We start from the raw sequence: 23,226 nt of genomic DNA on the forward strand, positions 1-23,226 counted from the left end.
AAAATAGAATATTAGGGCAATGACAGAAAATTTATTTTAGTTCAAATTCACTTGAGGATAGAAGTTTTTGGTTTTCAAAAACGTTAAGCCTATAGATACCTTCCTCCAAAGAGCCTTGGGGCAGGGTAATGAAGTCGCAAACATTGGTCTCTTCTCCACTAAAAGTAAACTCTACTCGTTTACTATAAATATTACCATTTACTGCAATAGTATTGGCATTATCTTCAATAACTCGCATATTTGGGCCTAAGAATTGAAAATAAACTACCTTTTCGGCATTTAATTCATGACCATCTGCTGCTACGGTAACACAACCGCGAAGCTTTTCTATAAGCGATGCTTTATTTGTTTTAATAGGCTTACCAGAACGCAATCTAAAACCACTGCCTTCGGTATTTTGTAAAGCCAAATATTTCTTTGCTTTGAGCTCTTTGTTTAGCTCACTTATTTTTTTTCTCTGAAGCGCTTCTGCCTCGGCAAGGGAACTACTTTTACCCCTTAAAACTTCTATCTGTTTTTTTGTTTCCTCGTATTTATCGGAAAGTAACATGTTATTGTACCGCAAGAAGTTGTTCTTAAGCTTCAAACTATCATTCTTGGCCTCTAACCTACGTAACTCAGTTTTATATTCTCTTAGTTTTTCTACAGTGAAATTTAATCGGCCCACAGAATCTAACAATTGTTGCACCCTATATTTTGAGCTTTCCAGTTCAATTTCATTTACTTCGTTGAGCGCTGAAAGTCTATCAACATCAGTTCTCATTATAGTAAGGTCCTTAACAAGTAGTTCTTTCTCCTGTTCTAGATACATGATTTGACTTCTAGATTGGGCATAGCTATAGTAAAATGCTATTAAGATACCTATGAGGACCGCAACTAGTGCAGTAAGTATTATTTTGTAGTTAAATTTAGTATCTTGAACGTCCATTGGGGCGTGTGGGGCTTTTAAGTAGCTTGCACAAAGGCAAAAGGTTTGGTGTTTGAAATGTTAACAAATATACTAAATGATATTAATTCGGTCTTAGCACCAAGGGTGTGTTTTGGATGTAATGCTCATTTAAACGGAGGAGAGAAACTCCTCTGTACCATTTGCCGAAACGATTTGCCGCTTACCGATTACACTTTTAACGATGAAAACCCAGTTGACCGTATATTTTATGGTAGAATTAACATAAAAAAGGCTAGTTCGATGCTTTTTTTCTCTGAAAAGGGTATTGTTCGCGAGCTTATTCATCATTTAAAGTACAAAAACCAAGAAGAAGTAGCTACATTTTTAGGAGATTGGTATGGGCAAATCCTAAAAGAGAATAATGAACTCCTAAATACCATAGACCTTATTATTCCCGTTCCTTTGCACAAGAAAAAACTTAGACAACGCGGGTACAACCAAGTAGCCTCTTTTGCCCAAAGACTGGCCTTCCATCTAGAAGCTGAATATGCAGATAACCTTCTGATTAAAACGGCCAATACAAAAACACAGACTAAAAAAGGAAGAATTGGTAGATGGCAAAACACCAAGGATCTATATACACTATCAGACCCAGACTATTTAAAAGACAAACACATTCTTCTTGTAGATGATGTAATTACCACTGGTGCTACTATGGAAATTTGTGCAAGAACACTGGCCCAAGCAACAAATACCACTCTGTACATTACCAGTATGGCCGTAGTGCCATAAGTGTGGAATTAAAGAAAATTAGTTGTTTCTTTGTGCTATAGTTTAGTCATATGGTCCGCCGGTTTGTAACCTTTTTATTTTTATTTATGATTGTTGCCGTATTGTGGCAATGCGCACGTAGAGGGAGCCCTACTGGAGGGCCTAAAGACCTTACCCCTCCTACTCTGCTAAAGACTGAACCGGATAGTATGACTACTAATTTTAAGGCCAGTCGTATCCGACTTTATTTTGATGAGTTCATTAAACTTAAAGATATCCAAGAGCAACTCATCGTTTCTCCTCCTTTAAAATATCAGCCAGATATTAAGCCCCAAGGTGCTGCTAGCAAGTACGTTGAGATCAAGTTTAAGGATACATTATACGAAAACACAACCTATACGCTTAATTTTGGCCAAAGTGTTCAAGATAACAACGAGGGTAATCCTAGTAGTTTTCTAACCTACGTTTTTTCCACAGGAGATTATATTGATTCACTAGGTCTTACCGGAGCTGTCAAAGACGCGTTCAAGAAAAAGGCCGATGATTTTATTAGTGTAATGCTATATAAAATTGATACCGCTTATACTGATTCTACTATTTTTAAAAGACCTCCTAATTACATTACAAATACGCTTGATAGCGCGGTGATTTTTAAACTTAAGAATCTTAAAGAAGGGCAATACAAACTTTTTGCTTTAAAAGACGAGGCAAAGAATAATATGTTTGATCAGAACGTGGATAAAATTGCTTTTCTCAACGACACAATCACATTACCAACAGACTCTACTTACGTACTTACTCTTTTTAAAGAAGTACCCAACTATAGCATGTCCGTACCAAGTTTAGTTGCTAAAAACCGTATTATTTTTGGATATTATGGAGACGCAGCAGATGTTGTTATAAAACCAATAACGGTTATACCGGATACTGTTAAGACCAAAATATTAAAAGAAAAAGGTAAGGACACACTTAATTTTTGGTTTACGCCTTATGAGATGGACTCCATAGTCTTCACGGCTACTAATGAAAGACTGGAAAAGATTGACACGTTTACGGTAAAGAGCAGAAAAGTAGATGTTGATTCGCTTAGACTGAGTCCTAACCAAAGTGGCTCCCTTAATTTTAACGACCCATTTTTTATATCGGCTAGTACTCCAATAAGTACTATAGATTCTACCCTATTTTTCATAACGAACCAAGATTCTCTAGCAGTAGACTTTACCGCTAAACTAGATACTATTGAAAATAAGATTGATGTCGATTTTGAAATTGAGCCCAACCAAAGTTATCAATTAGATATGTTGCCTGGTGCTATCACAGATTTCTTTGAGCAACCAAACGATACCATATCTTACTATTTATCTACCGGAAGTTATGCAGATTATGGTAATTTGAGATTTAATATCACAGGAGGCGAATACCCGTTAATCGTTCAGTTAACAGATGAACAAGGAGAAATAAAACGCGAAATTATAGCCACAGAATCTAAAGTGTTTGAATTTAATAATATTGAACCTTCAAAATACTATATTCGGGTAATTTTTGATACCAACGGCAATCAAAAGTGGGATACAGGAAACTTCCTCAAAAAACAACAACCAGAAAGAATAAGCTACTACCCAGATGTTATTGAGGTACGTGCCAACTGGGAAATGGAACAAACCTTTGTTATTCCAAAGTAAAGCGATCTCTGTCGTTCAAGAACTTTAGTTTATTACGAACTTCATGAATATGCTTTTTTGATAAAGACGTAGTCACAATTTCTTCCTTTACGGAAAATTCCAATTCTTTTCCCAAACCATCAAAAACTACCGAATGCCCGGGATATTTATGTCCAACCTCATCAGAGCCTATTCTATTTACTCCAATACAATAGGTCATATTTTCAATTGCCCGTGCTTTTAGCAGTGTGTCCCATGCGGTAATTCTTGGTTCCGGCCAATTGGCTACATAAATCAAAACATCATAATCTTCCGTATTTCTTGCCCATACCGGAAAACGTAAATCGTAACAGATCATAGGGCAAATTTTGAAGCCCTTATAATTTACAATAAGGCGTTCTTTACCTGCTTGGTAGACTTTATCCTCTCCTGCGAGAGTAAACGTATGGCGTTTATCATAGATTGAGGTTTTGCCATCTGGTTCAACAAAAAGAAGGCGGTTTGTATAAGCGTCATTTTCAAAGAAAACAATGCTTCCCACCATGGCAACATCTTTTTCTTTCGCTTTTTGCTGCATCCAAGCTAAGGTCCTTTGCCCTTCTTCTTTTTCAATGTTTCTGGGAGACATGGTAAAACCTGTCGTAAACATTTCCGGAAGCACTATTAAATCTATATCAGAAGTAAGTGCTTCCAATTTTGTATCCAATTCTTCCCTGTTGGCCTTTGGGTCTTCCCACGCTAGTGAGGTTTGCACTAAGGCTACATTCAATAGTTCATCCATAGAAAAAAATCAATCAAAATATACATTCGTTTTATTTTCAACTGCCATGGTATACAATTGCTTTATTTGTGATTCTAAAATGCGGTCCGTTGAAAGTTCCGGCAAATCATCAACATCAAAAAAAGCAGCGCCTTGCATATCAAAACCATGATTAAGCTCACCTCCAGTAAGCTGACAAAGAAAGCATAATTTATAGATATAAAAAGGTTGCGGAGGATGCGGGTGAGATTGTTTATCATACACCGCTAACAGCCTAACTACAGTTGTGTTCAGCCCAGTTTCTTCCTCTATTTCTTTTGTGACACAAGTTGAGGGAGTGTAACCAACTTCGGCCCATCCGCCAGGTATTGTCCATTTACCATCAATACTTTCCTTGGCCATTAAAATCTGATTTTTTTCGTTAAGAACAAGCCCCCGAACATCAACTTTGGGTGTAGGGTAATCTGTAACAGGCATATAGAAATTTTCTAAAATAGATAAAGGCTGATTAGCCACGGAAGCCATCAACTCTAAAGCAATCTGTTTAAGTTCCTCATAACGTTCACGATTATATTCGTCTTCGGCATACACAAGCCCCGTCTCTGCTAATGCTTTTATTCGCTTGATTTGCTCTAACTCCTTCATCTCAATTTAAAATTAATTGTCCGTACTCAATAAGCTAATTAATTCTGGCGTTCCCTGGTTCTCCGCATGAGCCAATGCTGTATTTCCTCTAGCATCTTTGACCGTCGTATCTGCGCCGTTCTCCAGTAATAGCTTTGCAATTTCTGGCCTATTAAAAGTAGCTGCATAAATAAGGCATGTTCCGCCCATAGAATTACGTTCATTTACGTTGGCTCCTTTTTCAATCAGCATATTAGCAATAGCGGTAAAACCTTTAAAACAAACGCCCATTAAAGCCGTATTCCCAGACTCATCAACAGCATCTATTTTCGCGCCATTGTTCACCAATAATTCTGCTGTTTCCATATGACCATAGTAAGTTGCCAAAATAAGTGGTGTAGACCCTCTTTTATCTACAACATTAACTAATTCCGGATTATCGCTTAACATTAAGGCCACCTCTTCTGAGTTGCCCAAGCGTATTTCGTTAAAAAACTTATCGTTCATATTTATGTTTTATCATGATTTTTTAGGTGTCTTCACAGGCCGAATTGCTTCATTTTATAAATTTAAACAAAAGAGCACCAGTATGTGTTGTGTCTCTTCTGTTTTCTATAAAAGATTCATCTCCTAATCATAACTAACCCCCTATCTCTCTGTCTTAATTGATAGAATTGAAGTGAATAACATCTTTTTCAAAACGATTCTATTTGTTTTATTGGTAGCATAAAATAGATTTATGGACGTTCAACTATTTCGTTATAAATTCACAAATATTTTTTATGACAGATTTTTCGTATATTATTCTCGTATATATCATTGAGTTATGTTTGATAAAAGCGTCAAATTATTTACGAAATCTCACAACTCATTGTTAAACCCTACTTTTACATAAACAACTAGAAATTGCAAACTCTTTCAATAACCTCACTAATTAAAGATTCCCCTAGCGCAGTAGCTATCCTAGATACTCAACTTCGCTTTGCGGGAAATTCAAAAGTATGGGCAGATGAATTTTGTCCTAACTGCGAGTCACTTACTGGAAAGAACTATTTTGACGTCATACCCCGCACCCCAAAAAAGCTAAAAGCTATATTGGAAAATTGTCTTAATGAAGGTGTTAGAAACCTTAGTGAAGGCGAAAAATTCATTTATCCAAATGGCGAAATACAATGGTTAAAATGGAAAATAAATGCTTGGACAGATGCCAATAGTGAAATTGGGGGCCTCATTGTTCTTTTAGAAGATGTGACCCGAGTTAAACGTCGTGAAGAGCTTTATGCAAAATCAGAAAGAGTTGCCCGAACAGGTGGCTGGGAGGTTGACATGCATACTAACTATGTATATTGGACGGATTTAACAAGAGACATTCACGAAGTTTCCAAAGATTTTCAACCCAATTTAGAGAGCGGCCTAAACTTTTATAAAAAAGGAGAACATAGAGAGAGAATCACCAATCTAGTAACCAATGCCATTACTGACGGAACCCCTTGGGATACAGAATTAATACTCATTACCGCAAAAGGAAATGAACTCTGGGTGCGAGCCAAAGGTGAGGTAGAATTTATCAATGGCAAGTGCATACGTATTTATGGCACCTTCCAAGACATTGATGAGAAAAAGAAAACGGAACTCGATTTTAAAAGAATAAGTAATCGGTTAGCATTAGCTACACAAGGCGCCAATGTAGGTATTTGGGAATATGATTTAATTTCAGATTCATTAGTATGGGATGACATTATGTACAACCTTTTTGGAATTGAAAAAATTGCAAATCAAACTACCTATGATACCTGGCTTAATAGTGTTCACCCAGATGATATGGAACGCAGCAATCAGGAAGTAGAAGCTGCTATATCTGGTATAAAAGACTTTGATTCACAGTTTAGGATTATTTGGCCAAATGGAGAAATAAGACATATAAGAGGCATAGGCGTAACAAAAAAAAATGCGCAAGGCAAAGTAGTAAAACTAGTAGGGACCAACTACGACATTACCGAACTGAAGAACACCCAAATGATGCTCCAAAAGAGCGAGGAATCATTTCATGGCGCTTTTGAAAACTCAGATACCGGTATGGCAATAGTAGCTTTGGATGGCTCCTTTGAGAAAGTTAACGAAAGTCTATGCGCAAGCCTTGGTTATGCAGAAAAAGAGCTGCTAACTATGAATTTCAAAGAGGTTACTCATCCAGAGGATTTTAATGACGACCGCAGTCTATTAAAACAGATTACAAAAAGAAAAAGATCTAGTTACAAACTGGAAAAAAGGTATTTTCATAAAGACGGCCATGTTATTCATGGTATATTAACTGTTACAGCCGTAAAAGATACCAGTGGAGAGCTGCTTCATTTTGTTTCCCAAGTAACGGATATAACCCCCCGTATTAAAAATGAAAAAAAACTTAGCCATTTAGTAGATATCACTACGGAACAAAATGATAGCCTTTTAAATTTTGCTCATATTGTATCTCATAATTTACGTTCTCACTCCAGCAACCTATCTATGTTGACTAACTTTTTAATTAAAGAAAAGAGTGACTCAGAGCGTGAAAATCTTTTAGTTATGCTCCGCGGAGCGACTGATAGCCTCAATGACACCATCTTACATTTAAATGAAGTGGTTCAGGTAAAAGTAGGTGCTTTCGAAAAGATGAAGAATATTAATCTTTATGACGCCATTACAGATGTGCAAAAGAACCTTAGCATCTTAATACAAGAGAAAAATGCAGTTTGTGAAATAAATGTACCCAGAGACCTTAAAGTTAGAGTAATACCAGCTTATTTAGATAGTATCATTTTGAACTTATTAACGAACAGCCTAAAGTATAGCTCTCCAAAAAGAGCTCCTTTAATTCAAATAAGCTCTAAAATAGAATCCAATGCCATCACCGTTTCATTTAAAGACAATGGTTTGGGCATAGATTTAAAACGAAATAGCGATAAACTCTTTGGTATGTACAAAACCTTTCATCGCAATAAAGATGCTAAAGGAATTGGTCTTTTTATCACAAAAAACCAAATGGAGGCCATGAACGGAAAGATAGAAGCGGAAAGCACCGTAGACGTAGGTAGTACTTTTAAATTATATTTTGAAAAACCATTAACATAGATTGTAATTATGAACATAACAAAAATTAGAAGCGTCTGCATTATTGATGATGACCCAATCTTTATCTACGGCACCAAGCGGATTATGAATGAGGCTGATTTTACAGATGAAATCCTTGTTTTCAATGACGGTCAGGAAGCCTTTGATGCATTAAAAGCTATCACGGAAAAGGGTGATGAACTACCTTCTATGATTTTTCTAGATATTAACATGCCTATAATGACCGGTTGGGAGTTTTTAGATGAGTTCATTAAAATGCCTAACAATAACAGTGAAAACATTATTATTTACATCATAAGTTCTTCTGTTGACCCAAGAGACATTGCAAGAATTCAACAATATAAGATCGTTAATAATTACATTTTAAAACCAATTTCAATAGAAGACCTTCATAATATTCTTAAAAGCGTTGGTAACTAAGGGGATTTGATTATTTTAGAGGACTAGGGTATATATACTATCCGCAAAACCCCGCAACCCTCACCACAAATTGAATGAGTAGTTTTAAAAAAGTTTGTATTGTAGATGATGATGCAATAGTTGTTTTTGGATTAAAACGAGCTATGCAAACTATGGAGTTTACACCAGAGTTGCTCATTTATGAAAATGGCCTTGATGCTATTGAAAGTTTTCAAGAAATGATTAGTGAAAACACAGAATTACCATCTCTTATTTTAATTGATATTAACATGCCTGTAATGGGTGGATGGGATTTTATTTCAGAATTGCGCGAAATTTGGCCTAAGGAAAAAGAAGAGCCTACTACTTATATGATGACCTCTTCTATAAGCCCAAAAGACACTGAAATTGCCAAGAGCTTTAATTTAGAGAACAACTATTTGACCAAGCCTATTTACGCAGAGAAACTAAGAAGCATCCTTCTTTAAGCACCATTATTATTCCCTGTTTTTTGGAGTAAAATCATCAGGAGCATTTTTTGGTTGATTGACTGTTCCGGCATCACCACTATCATTAGACACAAGCCACTCTTCTATATTATAAATAGAATTACCTTTTAGGATTTCTATGAGCCTAACGGCACTCCCATCTTCAAATTCGTGGTTGGTACCGGTACCGTCTTCACCTACTACACCAAAAATATCTACAACCGTTCCAAAAGGGTCTACCAATTGCAGATTGTCATCTCCATTTGAATCTGCTGGGCTATTAGTACCTACTCCTAAATCCGGAACAAACCCATAAACCGTTTCAAACTCTTCCGCATTAGGTGAGATTACCAAGAAGTCATTTGCATTAATTGTTAAAGCTGATAAATCGATTTCTGAACTCACTTCTGTATTTGCGTTGGTATAACGTTTCAACTTCCAGCCTTTTAAGCTTATATCTTCACTTGAAGAATTATAAAGCTCTACAAACCGGGCTGAAGCATTATTATCGGGATCGGCCAGTTCTGAAATGAAGATACTATCCGAAGTAAACTCATCTATTAATTCGGCACAACGCTCTTTGTCAAAGTTGATATCAGAAGTACTACGGATACTAATTTGATAACTATCATTTTCCCGAAACAAGACACCTGTCACAGTTCCTCTTCCATCAGGAAGTATCTCCGACTGAAAATCGGAATAGCCACTATTGGACATCACAATCTGGTTATCGTTACAATCCGTCAAAATGCGTTCCGTCTCCACACCTACTTCTGCAAAAGGTTGTCCTAACTCGGCTTCTTCAAACTCTACATCATTAAAGGTTACCAAGGTATTCGTTAATTCCTTTTTGAGGTCTGTAATTGTAATTACCGTAGGTTCAATAGCAACTTCACCATCACAAAATCTAAAAACATGTTCATTTACGATTGCGGCGGGTAACCTGCCTACCGAAACATTTCCAAAAGAAGTAAACGTCGCTCCTAGTTTAAGCACATCCTTGCTTTTACCTAGGTATAGTCCTTTAAGCTTAATTCCTATTTTTGTTCCCACGGGATAAAACAAATGAGAATCACGAACATCTATTTCAATCCTAAAACCTTCTTTTGGATTTACTGGACTATCCTGAAAATATAGCACACTAAAAAAATTACCCTTAATATCTGAAGAAACAACAAACCCCTCAATAATTAAATCATCTTGAATCTGAAGTGTTTCCCCTTTATAAAGGCCTTTCACTTCCGAATATGTGCTATTGACGACCAATCCCGAAACACAATTGTCTGGCGGCACATCATAACTACGGCTCTTTACGCAACTACAGAAGCATACGGTCAAAAGGACTGTAAACTTCAGAAGTAATCTGCTCAAATTAAAATATCCTATCATAGGTAATTTCTTAAAAACTATATGCCAAATTCAAAAAATAAGTACGCCCATAACCATACCAATATTTAGGCGCAAAGGATGGGGTTCCACTTAAATTATCTTGCTTGAACTGACCATAATTGCCATTCCGGCTCTGTTCGTATCCTCCTGTTCGGAACACCCCATCAAAAAGATTATTTATACTCCCAAAAACACTGATATATTTTCCTTTTTTCAACCAAGATTTGCCTCCTACTAGATTTAGAAGATAAAAGTTCTCCAACGATTTTTGCGCCAATGCTTGGTTGACATTTTCTTCCGTAGCATCTACAAAAGGAAGATTTGTTTCTGGGTCTAGATAAAAACTCTGCGTTCTTGTAAGAGTAGAGATATTAGCATAGTTGCTTGCCAAGTAATTAGTTGTTGCACTCACCCACCAATATTTAGGATCGCGATACTCTATGCCAATCGCATAAGCTTGTTGCGGACCTTGCGCCAATTTATAATCTTTAATCTTGGCTACGCCCAAATCAACAGTGCCCTCTAGATTTATAAGATCCTCTTCTCTTCCTGCGGTATCAAAATTAATAGCCACATTAGGATCACTAGCATAAACATACTTCCCTACAGCGGCCACAGCCGTTAGTTTTACTGCGGACGACAATTGATACTCAAGACCTAATTCTGTGCCCATATGAAGCTTATCTAACCCTGTAAGCACCTCTTGGACAAAGTCTGAGCCAACACCAGCATCGGCAAAAAAGAAATTCACATCCGTGGTGTTCTGAAAACGGGTATAAAAGCCCGTAAGTCTACCCGTCAACTTTGGGAGTCTCAAGAAATAGTTAAGGTCAACCGTTGAGTTGGTTTCACTTTGAATATCAGGTACTACACTATTGTTTTCCCTTGGATTAATAAAAACATTTTGAAGCACCGGCGGCCTCTTCATGAACGAACCGTGAGCAGATAACCAATGTCTTTCTGTTAGTTTATAAGTAATACCGGATTTTACACCATAGGTTTTGAACCCAATTTCTTCACCTTCACCTAATGAACTATCTGAATAACGATCATTCTTAAACAAACCTGTCCGTTGGAAATAGGTAGCCCCATATTTGGCAGACATAAATGCACTCCACTTTTCATGGTTATATTTAAATTGAATAAACGATTCAAACTGATCCGCATTCATTCGATAGTTATAATTGAAAATATCATCTTCTCTTTTTTCAACGGAGCCTTGGCTATCATTTAACGTATCCGAAAAGGGATCAACATCAGCATGAAAATCAGCTCCAAGTAAATCATTGATTCTCGCATAGTTTTCAGAATTCAAGTTCTTATAGGTCAAACCAAAATCCATTAAAAGCCTATCGGTAAGAATCAGATTCCCAACTGTATTTAAGCTAATTTGAGTATCGTCCACAACATCATCATACAGCACATAGGCCGCCTGCCCGTTTGAGTTGGCGGTATAAATTTGATTCCAGTCCATTTGAGGATTATTCAACAATCCCTCCTTTGCGGTATTAGCACTAATAAAATTGGCTCCTACAGGACTATTAATGTAAAAGCTAGGTAAATATCGATAATAAGTTGGGTCGGGGTTAGGAGCATTATAATACCCTAATCGACTTCTAGAGTTTTTACCAAACTGATATGCTATACCTGTATTTAAGCTAAACTTCTCCGAATTAAAATAATGATTGAACATAAAGACAGGCTCAGCTATTTTTCGTTCTCTAGAATTCCTGACTTCTTCATCCTGTTCTCCCCAATAAGGATTATATTTTTTACCTACCAATTCAAAAACCTCTTCGGTGATAGCAGATGAGCGCCCTCGCCTATTTGATGCCCAAAGCGCAGTAAAATTTACACTGTTCTTTTCATTAATTTGATATTCTAAAGCACCGAAAAATGAAAAGGCATCATACAACGTTCCGTCTATATAACCCTGTTTCGCCCATCTTCTTGAACCGGATACGGTATAGGCCAAACCACTTTTCTGAACTCCGGATGTATAGGTAGCCATTAACCTACCTGCATAAGTTCTATTAGAATATGAAGTAGACAACCTAGTACCAGGACGCAAACCTGAAGGTCTAGTATCTATATTGGTATTACCCAAAATACCACCAAAAGTATAATCTGATGCCTCCAAACCATTCGTGAATTGTTGATTTCTAGTTACATCGTTCATGCCTCCCCAGTTATTCCATTGAGGCCTGCCGTCATAAAACTTGTTCATAGAAATGCCGTTTAAAAGAACGGTCCCGTTTTGAGAATCGTAACCACGTACACGAAAAAAAGCTTGACCGAAATCAAAAGCTGCTCTGTTCAGAAATAAATCTCGAGTAGCTCTTAGCAGGCCAGATGAATTTGAGCTCACTTCATCATCCAACAATTCTGAATCGCTTAACGAAATGAGATTATCGGCTTGTTCTATTTGAATATTCTGTTCTAAGGACAATGCTCCTAAATCTAAACCTTCGTTTTCTACAGAAATAGGTAACCGCTTTACTATATAGTCAGTAGCCTCAATAGATATAATGTACTCTCCCTTTTTAGGAATGGTTAGAATGAATTTTCCGTTACTATCGGATTGTGAAGAAATCAAAAAGCCTTCTAGACTAATTTTTGCGTTTGTAATAGGTGTTTTTGACCGAAGGGAAAGAATTTCACCTTCAACTGAAAAACTCGTTTGAGCGCACATGGTACTTTGCCATAAAAGAAAAAGGATAGCAATAAGAGAAAATCGCATTAACGGGGGTTTAATGGTCGGTGAACCCAAACAAGATATCGAAAACTTAAAATGACTTGCAACAAACCCCTACAAAGTCCATCGTTTTTTCGTTAATTGGTATTTATATCTATCTGATTATATGAATTTTAGACTTATACCGCTTTTTCTTTTGCTCGCTTTTGGGGTAAATTCACAGGAAAATAAATCATATAGAATTCGGACTATTGCGTTTTATAATCTGGAAAATTTATTCGATATTGAAAATGATACCCTCATATTTGATGACGACCGAACACCAGAAGGAAAAGATCACTGGACACTAGAACGTTACAACACAAAATTAGACCACCTCTCTCAGGTTCTCTCTGAAATTGGGTCAAGCACCAGCAAGACTTCTCCTGACATTATTGGTATTTGTGAAGTTGAAAACCGAAGAGTAGTTGAAGACTTGATTAATCACCCCAACTTAATTTCTAAAGGTTATGGCATTGTGCATTATGATTCACCAGATGAACGAGGTATAGACGTTGCGCTACTTTACAAGAAGTCCGTATTTCTGCCCACCTCTTCCGCTAGCCATAGATTGTTACTGATTAATGACGATGGTGAAAGAAACTACACAAGAGACCAGCTCATAGTAGGCGGTCTATTAGATGACGAACAGCTATTCTTTATGGTCAACCATTGGCCTTCCCGTAGCGGAGGCGAGGCCAGAAGTAAACCCAACCGAATGGCAGCTGCAAAACTCAGTAGACGTATTATAGATTCTGTTCAGCGTTTAGGTGCAGATGCCAAGATTATTAGTATGGGCGACTTTAACGACGACCCTAACAATGATAGTTTCAAAAAAATTCTGAAGACTATTGGCAAGCCCAACCAATTGGAAGGTCAAAGCCTATACAACCCAATGGAAAAGTTATATAAACAAGGAATAGGCTCTCTTGCTTACCGAGATAAATGGAATTTATTTGATCAGATTTTCTTCACAGAAAATCTTTTGCATCCTGAAGAAGGAAAGTATAAGTTTTGGAAAACCAGAGTTTTTAATGCGCCTTATTTAATTGCCAAAAAAGGGCAGTATAAAGGGTACCCACAAAGAACCTATGCTGGCGGAAGTTATACCGGCGGATATTCTGATCACTTTCCTGTTTATATGTATTTAATCAAACCTTCTTCCGAAGAAAAAACTACCGATTAAAAATCTAAAACTATTTTAAAACAGAAAGCTGCCTATTGATTCGGAAACCAATAGGCAGCTTTCTTATCTCCTGTAATTAGGTATTAATCTAACTCAGTAACTTTAATATTTTTCCACTGTACTTTAATACCACCGCCGTCATGAATTTGGAGTGCTATAGAACCTTCACCGGCACCTATAATCTTATCGGTAAGAGTAATCATTTCGGTACCATTTAGCCATGACGTAATTTTATCGCCATTCACACGTATTTTCATGGTATTCCATTCCCCCATTTTAAGAGCTTTATCTTTTTCTGGAGTAGGCTTTATCAACCAATTACGCCCATAAGACTCATATACACCCCCTGTAAAATGACCGGGAGGTGCAATCTCTACCTGCCAACCACTAACGGTAGTGCCATCTATAGTTGATCTAATAAAAACACCACTGTTACCATCGGCTAGCTGTTTGAAATCTACCGTCAACTCAAAGTTTTTATAATGCTTATCTGTAGCAAAGTAACCATATTGCTCATCCGGACCGCTTTCGCATACCAACAGACCATCTTCTACGTACCATTTCTCGGTACCATATACCGTCCAACCTTCTAAGTTTTCACCATTAAAAAGATCCGTTTGTTGACCAAACGTAAATGACGTAAAAATAATTAATACTGATGTTACTGCGCTTTTTATAAAATCCATTTGCATTATTAATTGTTTGACATTAACCTAACCACTGTCCCCAAGGAATACGGCTAAGTATCAACACAAGACCAAGACCATAAAAAATAGCAATGCTCTTGAATTTATTTTTACCGTCTACAAACTTTTTGTGACGCGACCAGCCTATGGTAATCAAAACAATTGCAATAATATTAATGAACGGATGTTCCACAGCTAATAATCTAGATGCTGAATTAAGACCCCCCATACCCAAAGCCTGAATAGCTTGAAGGCCGCTTGGAGAAACAAAATAAAGTATTAGCCCTACCAATAGCTGAATGTGAGCTAAAATCAAAGTAAAAAGACTTAAACGTAAATCCTTTCCCATATTAAACACTTTATTCCCTACCCAACCCATAATAGCGTTAGCAACTGCAAGGAACAAAAGGACAAGAACAACATAAGCCAAGTAAGAGTGAACTGACTGAATAATTTCGTACATATTAATTTTATTTTAAGCTTTAAATGTACTGATTTTTGCGCATAAAAAAACCCTGCCGACTGGCAGGGTTTTTAAATTATATACTTCTACTACAAATTAGAATCTGTAGTTGAGCGTAAAGTTCCAAGTTCTTCCGAAACCAAAATATACTCTGTTACCAGTATTTATACCATCATAGTTGTTAAGAGGATCAGAATCTGGCGCAACGTTAGTTTCTGATTCAGAAATATACGTATCATCTAAAACGTTATTTATGTTAAGCCTTAAGGTAATAGACTTATTATCTTCTTTTCCTACCAACATTTTGTATGATACACCTGCATCAACCAAATCATATGCTGGCAATTCAAGAAGGAAACCATCGTTATCCGCAACACCATCTAAATCATTATCTTGAAAAGAAAGTACATCAAAATCTGCATAAAGATTATCTGCTCTGTAATAGCTAGCATCAAATTTCAATCTTTCTACCGGTTCAATTGTAGCTCCAATTCTTGCAGTAAATTGTGCAGCATCACCAACCTTAACACCGTCAAGAATCAATTCCGCAGTACCAAGGACATTACGCCCATCATCCAATACTGTACCGGTAGGATTTCCTGTATACTCCCAGTTACCAACAGATACCATACCATTGAATGTCAAGATTGGTGTAGCTCGTGCAGTGAAATCTACCTCAACACCCGTATGCAATTGCTCTACACCTGAATAGTTAGCTGTTCCTTGAAATAATACATCACCATTAAGATCACTAACAGTTATACCGTCACTTTCAAATCTATCTTTCCAACTTGTTCTGTATAAGTTAACATTGGCGCTAAATACAGCCGAACGAAATCCATAACCCAATTCTACACCAAGAATTTTTTCATTTTCAAGGTCTGGATTAATATCATTTACAAAATTCAAGAAAACAGCATCAAACAAAGGTTGTTTTAAATAGTATCCTGCGTTTACAAAAACATTATGTTTTTCGTTAATGTTATAGTTCAATCCACCTTTAACGTTTCCACCTGCTTGGTTTACCCAATCCGTTTTTTGCTCTGGATCGGAATCCAAATAATTAAATAAATCTTCTCTCTGGAATCCTTGGTTAGAAAATGACCCTTGCATGAAAGCAGATACATTATCATTTTTATATTCTACTTGTCCAAAAGCACCCAACCAACGTACGTAACCAATATTGTAATAATCAACTTTCTCTTCATCGTCAATACTACTAAAAACATTAAGTGCGTTACCAGCAGTAGGCGCATATGTTTCTGTTACCGTACGAAAAGTATCGTTTATATTATCATTATCAACATAAGCATCAGCTCCAAGTAAATCTACCAATCTTCTGTAGTGATACCCTTTATAACTTCTAGCATCAACACCAACATCAAAACTCCAATTGTTATTTACTTCATTATGAAAATTCATAATGGTACCATACCAGTTATGAGAGTTTACAGAGGATCTCTGAGAAATACCGTTCTCGCCTCCTCTTACAAAATCATTGTCATCTTCAAAACCAAAAGAACTGTTGTTACCATTTACATAAAGTCCTTGGTTAGACAATGCCCCGCCCGATGTATATGTCTGTCTTTGTGTACCAAAATCAGGTACATTTGCTCCCTGATTCCATCTTACGATATCATCCATACGAATAAGACCATCTGCCGTTTTGAAAGTAGATGAAAAAGACTGGTTTCCATTGATTCTACCTAATGAACCTACTGAACCACCACGACCAAAAGAAGCGTATGCAATAGCTGAAAATGTAGAAGTATCAGAAAGTTCCCATTCCCAATTTAATGACACTACAGGCTTATGATAAAAGTTTCCTCCAAAAGTATCTTCTTTACCATTTCTATTGCCCCAGTCACTGTTATATTTAATGTTAGGATCTTCTCCGTTGCTACCATATTCTAAATAATTACCTAAACTTGGCGCAAAACTTCTTGAGTGGTGTTGTTGTGGTGATCCAGTTACAATAAACTGAAGGTCATGTTTCTCATTTGGCTTATATCCAATACCGATAAAATAGTTATAAGCTTCAAATTCAGTTCCATCAACATAACCGCTACCAGCAGTTCTACCTAATAAAACAGAAGCAGAAAGACCATTTTCCATTAAACCAGTGCTGTAAGCAACTAATGTTTTCAAGTAATCTGCATTACCAACAGAACCAGAAACTACACCACCTTCTCTTTGCTCAGAAGTTTTGGTAACCACGTTAATAGTACCACCTACAGAAGAAGTCGCTAATTTTGAGGACCCTAGACCTCTTTGTACCTGAATAGCAGAAGCAACATCACTTAAACCAGACCAGTTGCTCCAGTATACAGCACCATTCTCCATATCATTTACTGGCACACCGTTAACCATTACTGCAGAATTATTTGTATTAAAACCGCGGATACTAATACGAGCATCACCAAAACCACCACCTTGCTTTGTAACATAGATTGATGGAGTTGATTTTAAAATTTCAGGAAATTCTTGCGAACCTAATTTTTCTTGTATTTCAGCAGCTTTAATAGTTGAAACCGCTACTGGTGTTTCTCTATCTTTTGCGATATCAATTACACCACTTACTACTACACCTTCTAATTCTTGTGCGTTTGGCTCCAGTACAATTCTACCAATATTACCGTCACTAGTGTAAGCTACTTTTTTGGGAGTATACCCAATGTAAGAAACTAAAAGCGTTCCTGCATTTTCTGTAATTTCAATTTGAAACTTACCATCAAAATCAGTTGAAGTTCCATTAGTTGTTCCTTGAAGAACAACACTAGCTCCCGGTAGTGGCTCATTAAGCTCGCCATCTATTACGGTACCGGTAATAGTTCCTTGTGAAAATGCCACGGTCGTCATTAAAAATAAGACCAAAGCGAAGTACATCTTTTTCATTTGTTCAGTTTTTACGTTTTCTCAATTTGCTGCAAAAGTGCGGCGTTTTAGGCATGCGAATGTTAAGTAAAGGTTAAATAACACTTTCGCAAATATACTATATGAGAGCGAAACTTCTCTTAAAAAAAAAGAAGTTCCGCAAGAATTGTAAAAAACTGAGGATACCCTAGTTTAACCCTTAAAATATTTTAAAAGTTGTAAAGTAGAGCTATCATGATCGGCAATTTCTGAACCTTGAATATCTTTCAAAATAGTACCTGCTAATTGCTTACCAAGTTCAACACCCCATTGGTCATAGCTAAAAATGTTCCAAATGATGCCTTGCACAAATATTTTGTGTTCATAAAGTGCGATTAAACTACCCAAGCTTTTTGGCGACAACTTATCTATTAGAATAGTATTAGTTGGCTTATTACCTTCAAAAACCTTGAATGCTAGTAATTTTTCGATTTCACTTGCCGCCATACCTTTGCTTTCTAGTTCTTCGCGAACCTGCCCGGCAGTCTTACCGTTCATTAAAGCTTCGGTCTGGGCAAAATAGTTGGCCATTAACTTATTGTGATGATCAACATCTCCATGCAATGATTTTTTAAATCCAATAAAATCTACAGGTATAAGCTTTGTTCCTTGATGTATTAGCTGAAAGAAAGCATGTTGTGAGTTAGTACCTGGCTCTCCCCAAATAATAGTACCTGTTTCATAACCTACACGTTTACCATTTCGCTCCACGCTTTTACCGTTACTCTCCATAATACCTTGTTGCAAGTAAGCTGAAAATCTGCTCAAGTATTGTGCGTACGGAATGATAGCCTCAGTTTCGGCTCCATAGAAGTTATTATACCAAACGCTTAAAAGTGCCAATACTACAGGAAGGTTATCTTCAAAATCTGTGTTTTTGAAATGTTCGTCCATTTCATTGGCTCCTACCAATAATAAATCAAAATTCTCAAAACCTACTGCCAATGCTATGGATAAACCAACCGCACTCCATAAAGAAAAACGACCACCTACCCAATCCCACATTGGGAAAACATTTTCTTGAGCAATACCAAATTCTGAAATAGCTTCTGTATTTGTAGATACTGCTGCAAAGTGTTTGGCTATATCTGCCTGAGTACCATGCTTTAGAAACCATTTTTTTATGGTCGTGGCATTTGTTAGCGTTTCTTGTGTAGTAAAGGTTTTTGAAACGACCACGAAAAGCGTTGTTTCCGGATCAAGTTCTTTCAGAACTTCGTTTACATGATCCCCATCTACATTGCTCACAAAATGAAGCTTAAGATGGTTTTTATAGAATTTTAGAGCTTCGGTTACCATAGCTGGACCTAAATCCGATCCTCCAATACCAATATTTACTACATCAGTAAAAGCTTTGCCGGTATACCCAGTAGCGCTTCCTGAAATAATAGTCTCTGTAAACTTCTTTATATGGTCTTTAACCGCGTAAACCTCTTCTACCACGTTTTCACCATCCACTAAAATGGTATCAGACTTTTTAGCACGAAGTGCTGTATGCAAGACTGCCCTACCTTCTGTCTGGTTTATCTCGTCTCCACCAAATTGTTTTTGAATTGCATCGGCCAAATTAACTTCTTTCGCTAGTTGAAGAAGCAATTGTAAAGTTTCGTCGGTAATTCTGTTTTTAGAGAAATCTACTAAGAAATCATTCCACTTTAAAGTGAATTTTTCAGCCCTAGATGCATCAGACGCAAAAAGGTCTTTTAACTGTTCTTCTTTAGTATTTTCAAAGTGCTGGGCAAGTTTCTTCCAAGCAGAAGTTTCAGTAGGATTTGTGCTCTGTAATGACATTTTCGGGTGTTTTAGTGTTAGCAATTGTCTATGGCGAAAATAAGCCATATTCATTCTAAACCAAAACCCTATGTACCGTTATTTTTCTGCGGATGCTAAATCTTCAGCTAGAATATCCTCTTCTATAGAACTTTTAGGATATTCCATACAGTCTAACTGATCTTTTATTGGATTAACGTAGTTGAAGTAATCTGGCTGTAAAGTCTCATCTAGAGGCTCTGCCAAAGGAAGTTCTTCTTTTAACGGATCTACTTGTCTTCCGTTTCTCCAAAAACGATAGCAAACATGAGGGCCACTCGTGTTACCGGTCATACCTATCCAACCAATTACATCTCCCTGTCTTACATATGCGCCTCTTTTTACATTCTGCTTGCTCATATGCAAGTATTGCGTAGAATACGTACCGTTATGTCTAATTTTTACATATTTACCGTTACCACCTCTTCTTGTAGATTCTGTTACGGTACCATCTGCAGTTGCCAAAATAGGCGTACCTCTTGGCGCCGCGTAATCCGTACCCATGTGAGGTCTTACTTTGTTTCCGTAATAACGGATTTTTCGCTTTAGATTATATCTTGAAGAAATTCTACTGAACTGAACCGGAGCTCTTAGAAATGTTCTTCTAAGATTGTTAGCTTCTTCATCAAAATAATCAACTATATTTTTTAATGAATCATTCTCATAAGCAAAAGCATAAATAGGCCTTCCGCTATGCTCAAAATAAGCAGCTTCTATTTCACCAGCTCCAGCGTAGATAGAATCATTAATAAACTTTTCTTTATAAATAATCTTGAACTTGTCCCCTTTTTGCAGACGGAAGAAATCTATTGTCCAAGCATATACTTCAGACAAACTGTTAGTAAGGGTATAATCTATTCCTTGATCTAAAATTGCCTGAGACAAAGAAGTTTCAATAACTCCCGAAGCTTCCCGCTCAACATAAGTAACTTCTTTCTTGTCTCTATACGCCTTAACCGTATCTCTCAAATCAACTACGGTATAGTTAATTGGGTCATTCTCATAAATAAAAACTTGGGCTGCCTCTGTAGTATCTTTGGACTTTAAAATAATATATGGTTTGCCCACACGAATTCTTCTAACATCAAAAGTATCTTTAAATTCTTGGGTAATTTTGGCAATTTTTGGGTAATCTACCTTGTTCTGAAGCATTAGCTCTCCAAAGCTATCTCCGTTTTTAACCGTATCTAACTGCACGGTAAACTCATCTAAATTAAAACCAAACTGTTTTAAAACGGGTTTATCAGGAACAATGGAAGCCATTTGCTTAACAACCGGCTCTTTTAAAACAGGCTTGTCATGCTTACATGAAATAGATACTAAAATAACGAAAAGAAGGCCCCAATATTTGTTCATGTTACTCTGTTTGTTTCTTATCCGGGTTAAAGATATGGTCTACCCATTCTTTTCCCCAATCATTTAACTCTTGTTTTGAATATAATCCCGGGAAAAACACGATTTTCTGAAAACTGGGAGGTAAATACTCCTTCCAATTGGTTCCTCCTGTAGCATCTATCTGCTCCTTGTCTTTTCCTAAATACCTATGAGCAGATCCCATATGCATTAATGGCCAGTTTACATTGGCGTTCATATCCAAAGTCTTTAACGCTTCTATCAGCTCTTTATTATCTTTCTTGTCTGCTGATAATTGCTGGTACTTTTGATAAATAGTACTTTGTTCTACTTGCTTAGCAATTCGTATCAAACGTGGGGTGTATCTGTACTCAAATTGCTTAAGGGTTAATGTCTTTTCTCCTGTTGCCAAATCGGTGGCACCTTTCTTCCAATAGATTTGCTCATAAAGCTCTTCCAAGCTATTTTCTGATGAAAAAGCGTCTCGCTCCGTATGGTGAACCAAATTCTCCAAAGGAGTAGCATAAATTTCAATCATTCTATATTGAGCCGACTGAAAACCACTAGCTGGAAGTAACGCCATTCGGTATTGAAGAAACTGTTCTCTCTCCATACCTTTTATCATAATACCAAAAGAAGATATCAATGCCTTAAAATAGCTGTTGATTCGTCTTGCTTTTTCTATAAAAAAATCGATGTTTTGAGATTTATCATCAACCAATTGCTTTTGCTCATGAAGAATAAGCTTAAAGTACAACTCAGTAATCTGATGGTACATGATAAAAATTTCCTCATCGGGGAAATAGGTCCTAGGCACCTGAAGGCTTAAAAGAGTATCAAGATGAATATAATCCCAATAAGTGAGGTAACGCTGATAAAGAAGCCCATCTAAATAAGAACTTAAATCCTGACCGGAATCTTTATACTTCTCTTCTAATTTTGAAATTTGTGAATCTATTCGCTCTTTATCTCTCATTGGGTTGTTAATCCATTATTATCTTGAACTGGTGTTTCAGTCCGTTATATCCATCAAGGTCTGCCTTGATAGCTCCTACACTTAAATTTGCTTGTATACGCACAGGTATTCTATTATCATCTGCTGAAACCCATAGCGAAAGACTTTCTTGTTCTTTAAAAACACGCCCTGACTGAACCAAGGGCCTAAATTTAAAACATTCTACCTTACCGAACTTAGTTTTAAGTACTTCTGTTCCTAAATATTTAAGTTTGAAGTTAAAAATGCCGTCATCATCATACAACATTTTCAAATTTACAGCCTCACCTATTACTAAATCGCTTGGCTCATAATTGTTTCGTAAATAGTAAAATGCAGATATTAAATCTTGGATGCTGTCCTGTAGTTCAAAATTATACTTTTTATTATGCTTTTTATCGTTCAGGACGGCTTTCTCTTCCTTATGATCAAAGTTTATCTCAATATCTTTGGTATACCCACCCTCATTTATCTTTCTTATAAATTTATAAGGCTTCCCATCTTCCTTTCCAAAATAGCTCTCATAAGTATCATCTACTTTAAAAAAGACACTAGCAAAACCAGTGGTCTCACCACGACCTACCACATGATATACAGGAACATCATCTACCACAGCAGACTTTACATGTAAGGTTGCATAACTGGCATTTAGAAAACCATAATGCATTCTAAATTTCAACCATTCACCGGGATCAAAAACCGACTCACTATTTTGCGAGTGAGAAGAAAAGATGACGAGAAGAAAAAGTAATGTAAATGCTTTTTTCATAGCTGTAGTATTACGATAAAAATACAAAATGCTCTTATATTATTTTAAGGGCTTACAATTACTTAAACAAAATTTATTCCAAAGTATTGTATGCACAACTCAACCATATCATTTTGGTCTTTTAAGCATGGATACGAAAGTTGGTGCAATTGAAATAAACACCCGAAAAAATGAACTTAAAAAAAAGCCCTGACATTACATGCCAGGGCTTTTCCTAAATAACCAAC

19 protein-coding genes are annotated in these 23,226 nt (G+C 36.7%); 6 read left to right on the top strand and 13 right to left on the bottom strand.

The annotated features are described in order from the left end of the window. Positions 1 to 31: 31 nt before the first annotated feature. Positions 32 to 928: a hypothetical protein gene (locus HW347_RS02165; RefSeq protein WP_155597866.1), complete on the bottom strand. Its 897-nt coding sequence runs from the start codon at positions 926 to 928 to the stop codon at positions 32 to 34. A gap of 57 nt (positions 929 to 985) precedes the next feature. On the opposite strand from HW347_RS02165, the gene HW347_RS02170 reads away from it, so the two are divergent. Both HW347_RS02170 and HW347_RS02175 read left to right on the top strand, forming a co-directional pair. Further along, entirely contained in the window at positions 986 to 1,681 is a 696-nt protein-coding gene (locus HW347_RS02170) for a ComF family protein (protein ID WP_155597865.1), read from the top strand. 86 nt (positions 1,682 to 1,767) lie between these two features. Beyond that, positions 1,768 to 3,342 carry an Ig-like domain-containing protein gene (locus tag HW347_RS02175; protein WP_225901796.1) on the top strand — a complete coding sequence of 525 codons (1,575 nt, stop codon included), beginning with the start codon at positions 1,768 to 1,770 and terminating at the stop codon, positions 3,340 to 3,342. Here HW347_RS02175 and HW347_RS02180 read toward each other — a convergent pair. Genes HW347_RS02180 through HW347_RS02190 form a run of 3 tightly spaced genes read right to left on the bottom strand, consistent with a single transcriptional unit; the run spans position 3,329 to position 5,212 of the window. Then, a complete protein-coding gene (locus HW347_RS02180) occupies positions 3,329 to 4,102 on the bottom strand; it encodes an amidohydrolase (RefSeq protein ID WP_214610313.1) in 774 nt (257 codons plus the stop codon). The two genes, HW347_RS02175 and HW347_RS02180, sit on opposite strands and share 14 nt — an antisense overlap. 9 nt (positions 4,103 to 4,111) lie before the next feature. Beyond that, positions 4,112 to 4,726, bottom strand: coding sequence for an NUDIX hydrolase N-terminal domain-containing protein (locus tag HW347_RS02185; protein WP_214610314.1), 615 nt, complete (start codon positions 4,724 to 4,726; stop codon positions 4,112 to 4,114). 12 nt (positions 4,727 to 4,738) lie between these two features. Next, complete coding sequence (locus HW347_RS02190) at positions 4,739 to 5,212, bottom strand: ankyrin repeat domain-containing protein (protein ID WP_214610315.1); 474 nt, start codon at positions 5,210 to 5,212, stop codon at positions 4,739 to 4,741. 399 nt (positions 5,213 to 5,611) lie between these two features. On the opposite strand from HW347_RS02190, the gene HW347_RS02195 reads away from it, so the two are divergent. The 3 genes from HW347_RS02195 (at position 5,612) to HW347_RS02205 (ending at position 8,703) form a co-directional block, all read left to right on the top strand. Further along, positions 5,612 to 7,816, top strand: coding sequence for a PAS domain-containing sensor histidine kinase (locus HW347_RS02195; RefSeq protein WP_214610316.1), 2,205 nt, complete (start codon positions 5,612 to 5,614; stop codon positions 7,814 to 7,816). Positions 7,817 to 7,825: 9 nt separating this feature from the next. Then, positions 7,826 to 8,236: a response regulator gene (locus HW347_RS02200; RefSeq protein ID WP_214610317.1), complete on the top strand. Its 411-nt coding sequence runs from the start codon at positions 7,826 to 7,828 to the stop codon at positions 8,234 to 8,236. A 74-nt stretch (positions 8,237 to 8,310) separates the two neighbouring features. After that, the gene (locus HW347_RS02205) at positions 8,311 to 8,703 is read left to right on the top strand and encodes a response regulator (RefSeq protein WP_214610318.1); all 393 of its coding nucleotides are present in this window, start codon (positions 8,311 to 8,313) and stop codon (positions 8,701 to 8,703) included. A gap of 9 nt (positions 8,704 to 8,712) precedes the next feature. On the opposite strand, the gene HW347_RS02210 is transcribed toward HW347_RS02205, so the two are convergent. Both HW347_RS02210 and HW347_RS02215 read right to left on the bottom strand, forming a co-directional pair. Then, positions 8,713 to 10,092, bottom strand: a complete 1,380-nt coding sequence (locus HW347_RS02210; RefSeq protein WP_214610319.1) for a DUF5689 domain-containing protein — start codon at positions 10,090 to 10,092, stop codon at positions 8,713 to 8,715. A 10-nt stretch (positions 10,093 to 10,102) separates the two neighbouring features. Further along, on the bottom strand, positions 10,103 to 12,832 hold the full coding sequence (locus HW347_RS02215; RefSeq protein WP_214610320.1) for a TonB-dependent receptor: 2,730 nt from the start codon (positions 12,830 to 12,832) through the stop codon (positions 10,103 to 10,105). 121 nt (positions 12,833 to 12,953) lie between these two features. Here HW347_RS02215 and HW347_RS02220 point away from each other — a divergent pair, with 121 nt between their 5' ends. Then, complete coding sequence (locus tag HW347_RS02220; RefSeq protein WP_214610321.1) at positions 12,954 to 14,012, top strand: endonuclease/exonuclease/phosphatase family protein; 1,059 nt, start codon at positions 12,954 to 12,956, stop codon at positions 14,010 to 14,012. A gap of 83 nt (positions 14,013 to 14,095) precedes the next feature. Here HW347_RS02220 and HW347_RS02225 read toward each other — a convergent pair whose 3' ends face one another. From HW347_RS02225 to HW347_RS02255, 7 genes are all read right to left on the bottom strand, one after another. Further along, entirely contained in the window at positions 14,096 to 14,698 is a 603-nt protein-coding gene (locus HW347_RS02225) for a 3-keto-disaccharide hydrolase (RefSeq protein ID WP_214610322.1), read from the bottom strand. A gap of 22 nt (positions 14,699 to 14,720) precedes the next feature. Continuing rightward, positions 14,721 to 15,161: a hypothetical protein gene (locus HW347_RS02230; protein WP_155597854.1), complete on the bottom strand. Its 441-nt coding sequence runs from the start codon at positions 15,159 to 15,161 to the stop codon at positions 14,721 to 14,723. A gap of 96 nt (positions 15,162 to 15,257) precedes the next feature. Continuing rightward, a complete protein-coding gene (locus tag HW347_RS02235; protein ID WP_214610323.1) occupies positions 15,258 to 18,056 on the bottom strand; it encodes a TonB-dependent receptor in 2,799 nt (932 codons plus the stop codon). A gap of 171 nt (positions 18,057 to 18,227) precedes the next feature. Next, on the bottom strand, positions 18,228 to 19,865 hold the full coding sequence (gene pgi / locus HW347_RS02240; RefSeq protein ID WP_214610324.1) for a glucose-6-phosphate isomerase: 1,638 nt from the start codon (positions 19,863 to 19,865) through the stop codon (positions 18,228 to 18,230). Positions 19,866 to 19,943: 78 nt separating this feature from the next. Continuing rightward, positions 19,944 to 21,239 (bottom strand): M23 family metallopeptidase, encoded by a 1,296-nt coding sequence (locus tag HW347_RS02245; RefSeq protein WP_214610325.1) that lies wholly within the window; start codon positions 21,237 to 21,239, stop codon positions 19,944 to 19,946. Position 21,240: 1 nt separating this feature from the next. Next, positions 21,241 to 22,212 (bottom strand): tryptophan 2,3-dioxygenase family protein, encoded by a 972-nt coding sequence (locus tag HW347_RS02250; RefSeq protein WP_214610326.1) that lies wholly within the window; start codon positions 22,210 to 22,212, stop codon positions 21,241 to 21,243. A gap of 7 nt (positions 22,213 to 22,219) precedes the next feature. Beyond that, a complete protein-coding gene (locus HW347_RS02255; RefSeq protein ID WP_214610327.1) occupies positions 22,220 to 22,999 on the bottom strand; it encodes a DUF3108 domain-containing protein in 780 nt (259 codons plus the stop codon). Positions 23,000 to 23,226: the final 227 nt, after the last annotated feature.

Origin of the sequence: Zobellia barbeyronii (genome assembly GCF_018603515.1) — a bacterium.
GTDB classification, from domain to species: domain Bacteria; phylum Bacteroidota; class Bacteroidia; order Flavobacteriales; family Flavobacteriaceae; genus Zobellia; species Zobellia barbeyronii.

Bases quoted from the DNA above. Each gene is read 5' to 3' on its own strand.
- HW347_RS02165 (WP_155597866.1), bottom strand. From the start codon at position 928: ATGGACGTTCAAGATACTAAATTTAACTACAAAATAATACTTACTGCA.
- HW347_RS02170 (WP_155597865.1), top strand. From the start codon at position 986: ATGTTAACAAATATACTAAATGATATTAATTCGGTCTTAGCACCAAGG.
- HW347_RS02175 (WP_225901796.1), top strand. From the start codon at position 1,768: ATGATTGTTGCCGTATTGTGGCAATGCGCACGTAGAGGGAGCCCTACT.
- HW347_RS02180 (WP_214610313.1), bottom strand. From the start codon at position 4,102: ATGGATGAACTATTGAATGTAGCCTTAGTGCAAACCTCACTAGCGTGG.
- HW347_RS02185 (WP_214610314.1), bottom strand. From the start codon at position 4,726: ATGAAGGAGTTAGAGCAAATCAAGCGAATAAAAGCATTAGCAGAGACG.
- HW347_RS02190 (WP_214610315.1), bottom strand. From the start codon at position 5,212: ATGAACGATAAGTTTTTTAACGAAATACGCTTGGGCAACTCAGAAGAG.
- HW347_RS02200 (WP_214610317.1), top strand. From the start codon at position 7,826: ATGAACATAACAAAAATTAGAAGCGTCTGCATTATTGATGATGACCCA.
- HW347_RS02205 (WP_214610318.1), top strand. From the start codon at position 8,311: ATGAGTAGTTTTAAAAAAGTTTGTATTGTAGATGATGATGCAATAGTT.
- HW347_RS02210 (WP_214610319.1), bottom strand. From the start codon at position 10,092: ATGATAGGATATTTTAATTTGAGCAGATTACTTCTGAAGTTTACAGTC.
- HW347_RS02215 (WP_214610320.1), bottom strand. From the start codon at position 12,832: ATGCGATTTTCTCTTATTGCTATCCTTTTTCTTTTATGGCAAAGTACC.
- HW347_RS02220 (WP_214610321.1), top strand. From the start codon at position 12,954: ATGAATTTTAGACTTATACCGCTTTTTCTTTTGCTCGCTTTTGGGGTA.
- HW347_RS02225 (WP_214610322.1), bottom strand. From the start codon at position 14,698: ATGGATTTTATAAAAAGCGCAGTAACATCAGTATTAATTATTTTTACG.
- HW347_RS02230 (WP_155597854.1), bottom strand. From the start codon at position 15,161: ATGTACGAAATTATTCAGTCAGTTCACTCTTACTTGGCTTATGTTGTT.
- HW347_RS02235 (WP_214610323.1), bottom strand. From the start codon at position 18,056: ATGAAAAAGATGTACTTCGCTTTGGTCTTATTTTTAATGACGACCGTG.
- pgi (WP_214610324.1), bottom strand. From the start codon at position 19,865: ATGTCATTACAGAGCACAAATCCTACTGAAACTTCTGCTTGGAAGAAA.
- HW347_RS02245 (WP_214610325.1), bottom strand. From the start codon at position 21,239: ATGAACAAATATTGGGGCCTTCTTTTCGTTATTTTAGTATCTATTTCA.
- HW347_RS02250 (WP_214610326.1), bottom strand. From the start codon at position 22,212: ATGAGAGATAAAGAGCGAATAGATTCACAAATTTCAAAATTAGAAGAG.
- HW347_RS02255 (WP_214610327.1), bottom strand. From the start codon at position 22,999: ATGAAAAAAGCATTTACATTACTTTTTCTTCTCGTCATCTTTTCTTCT.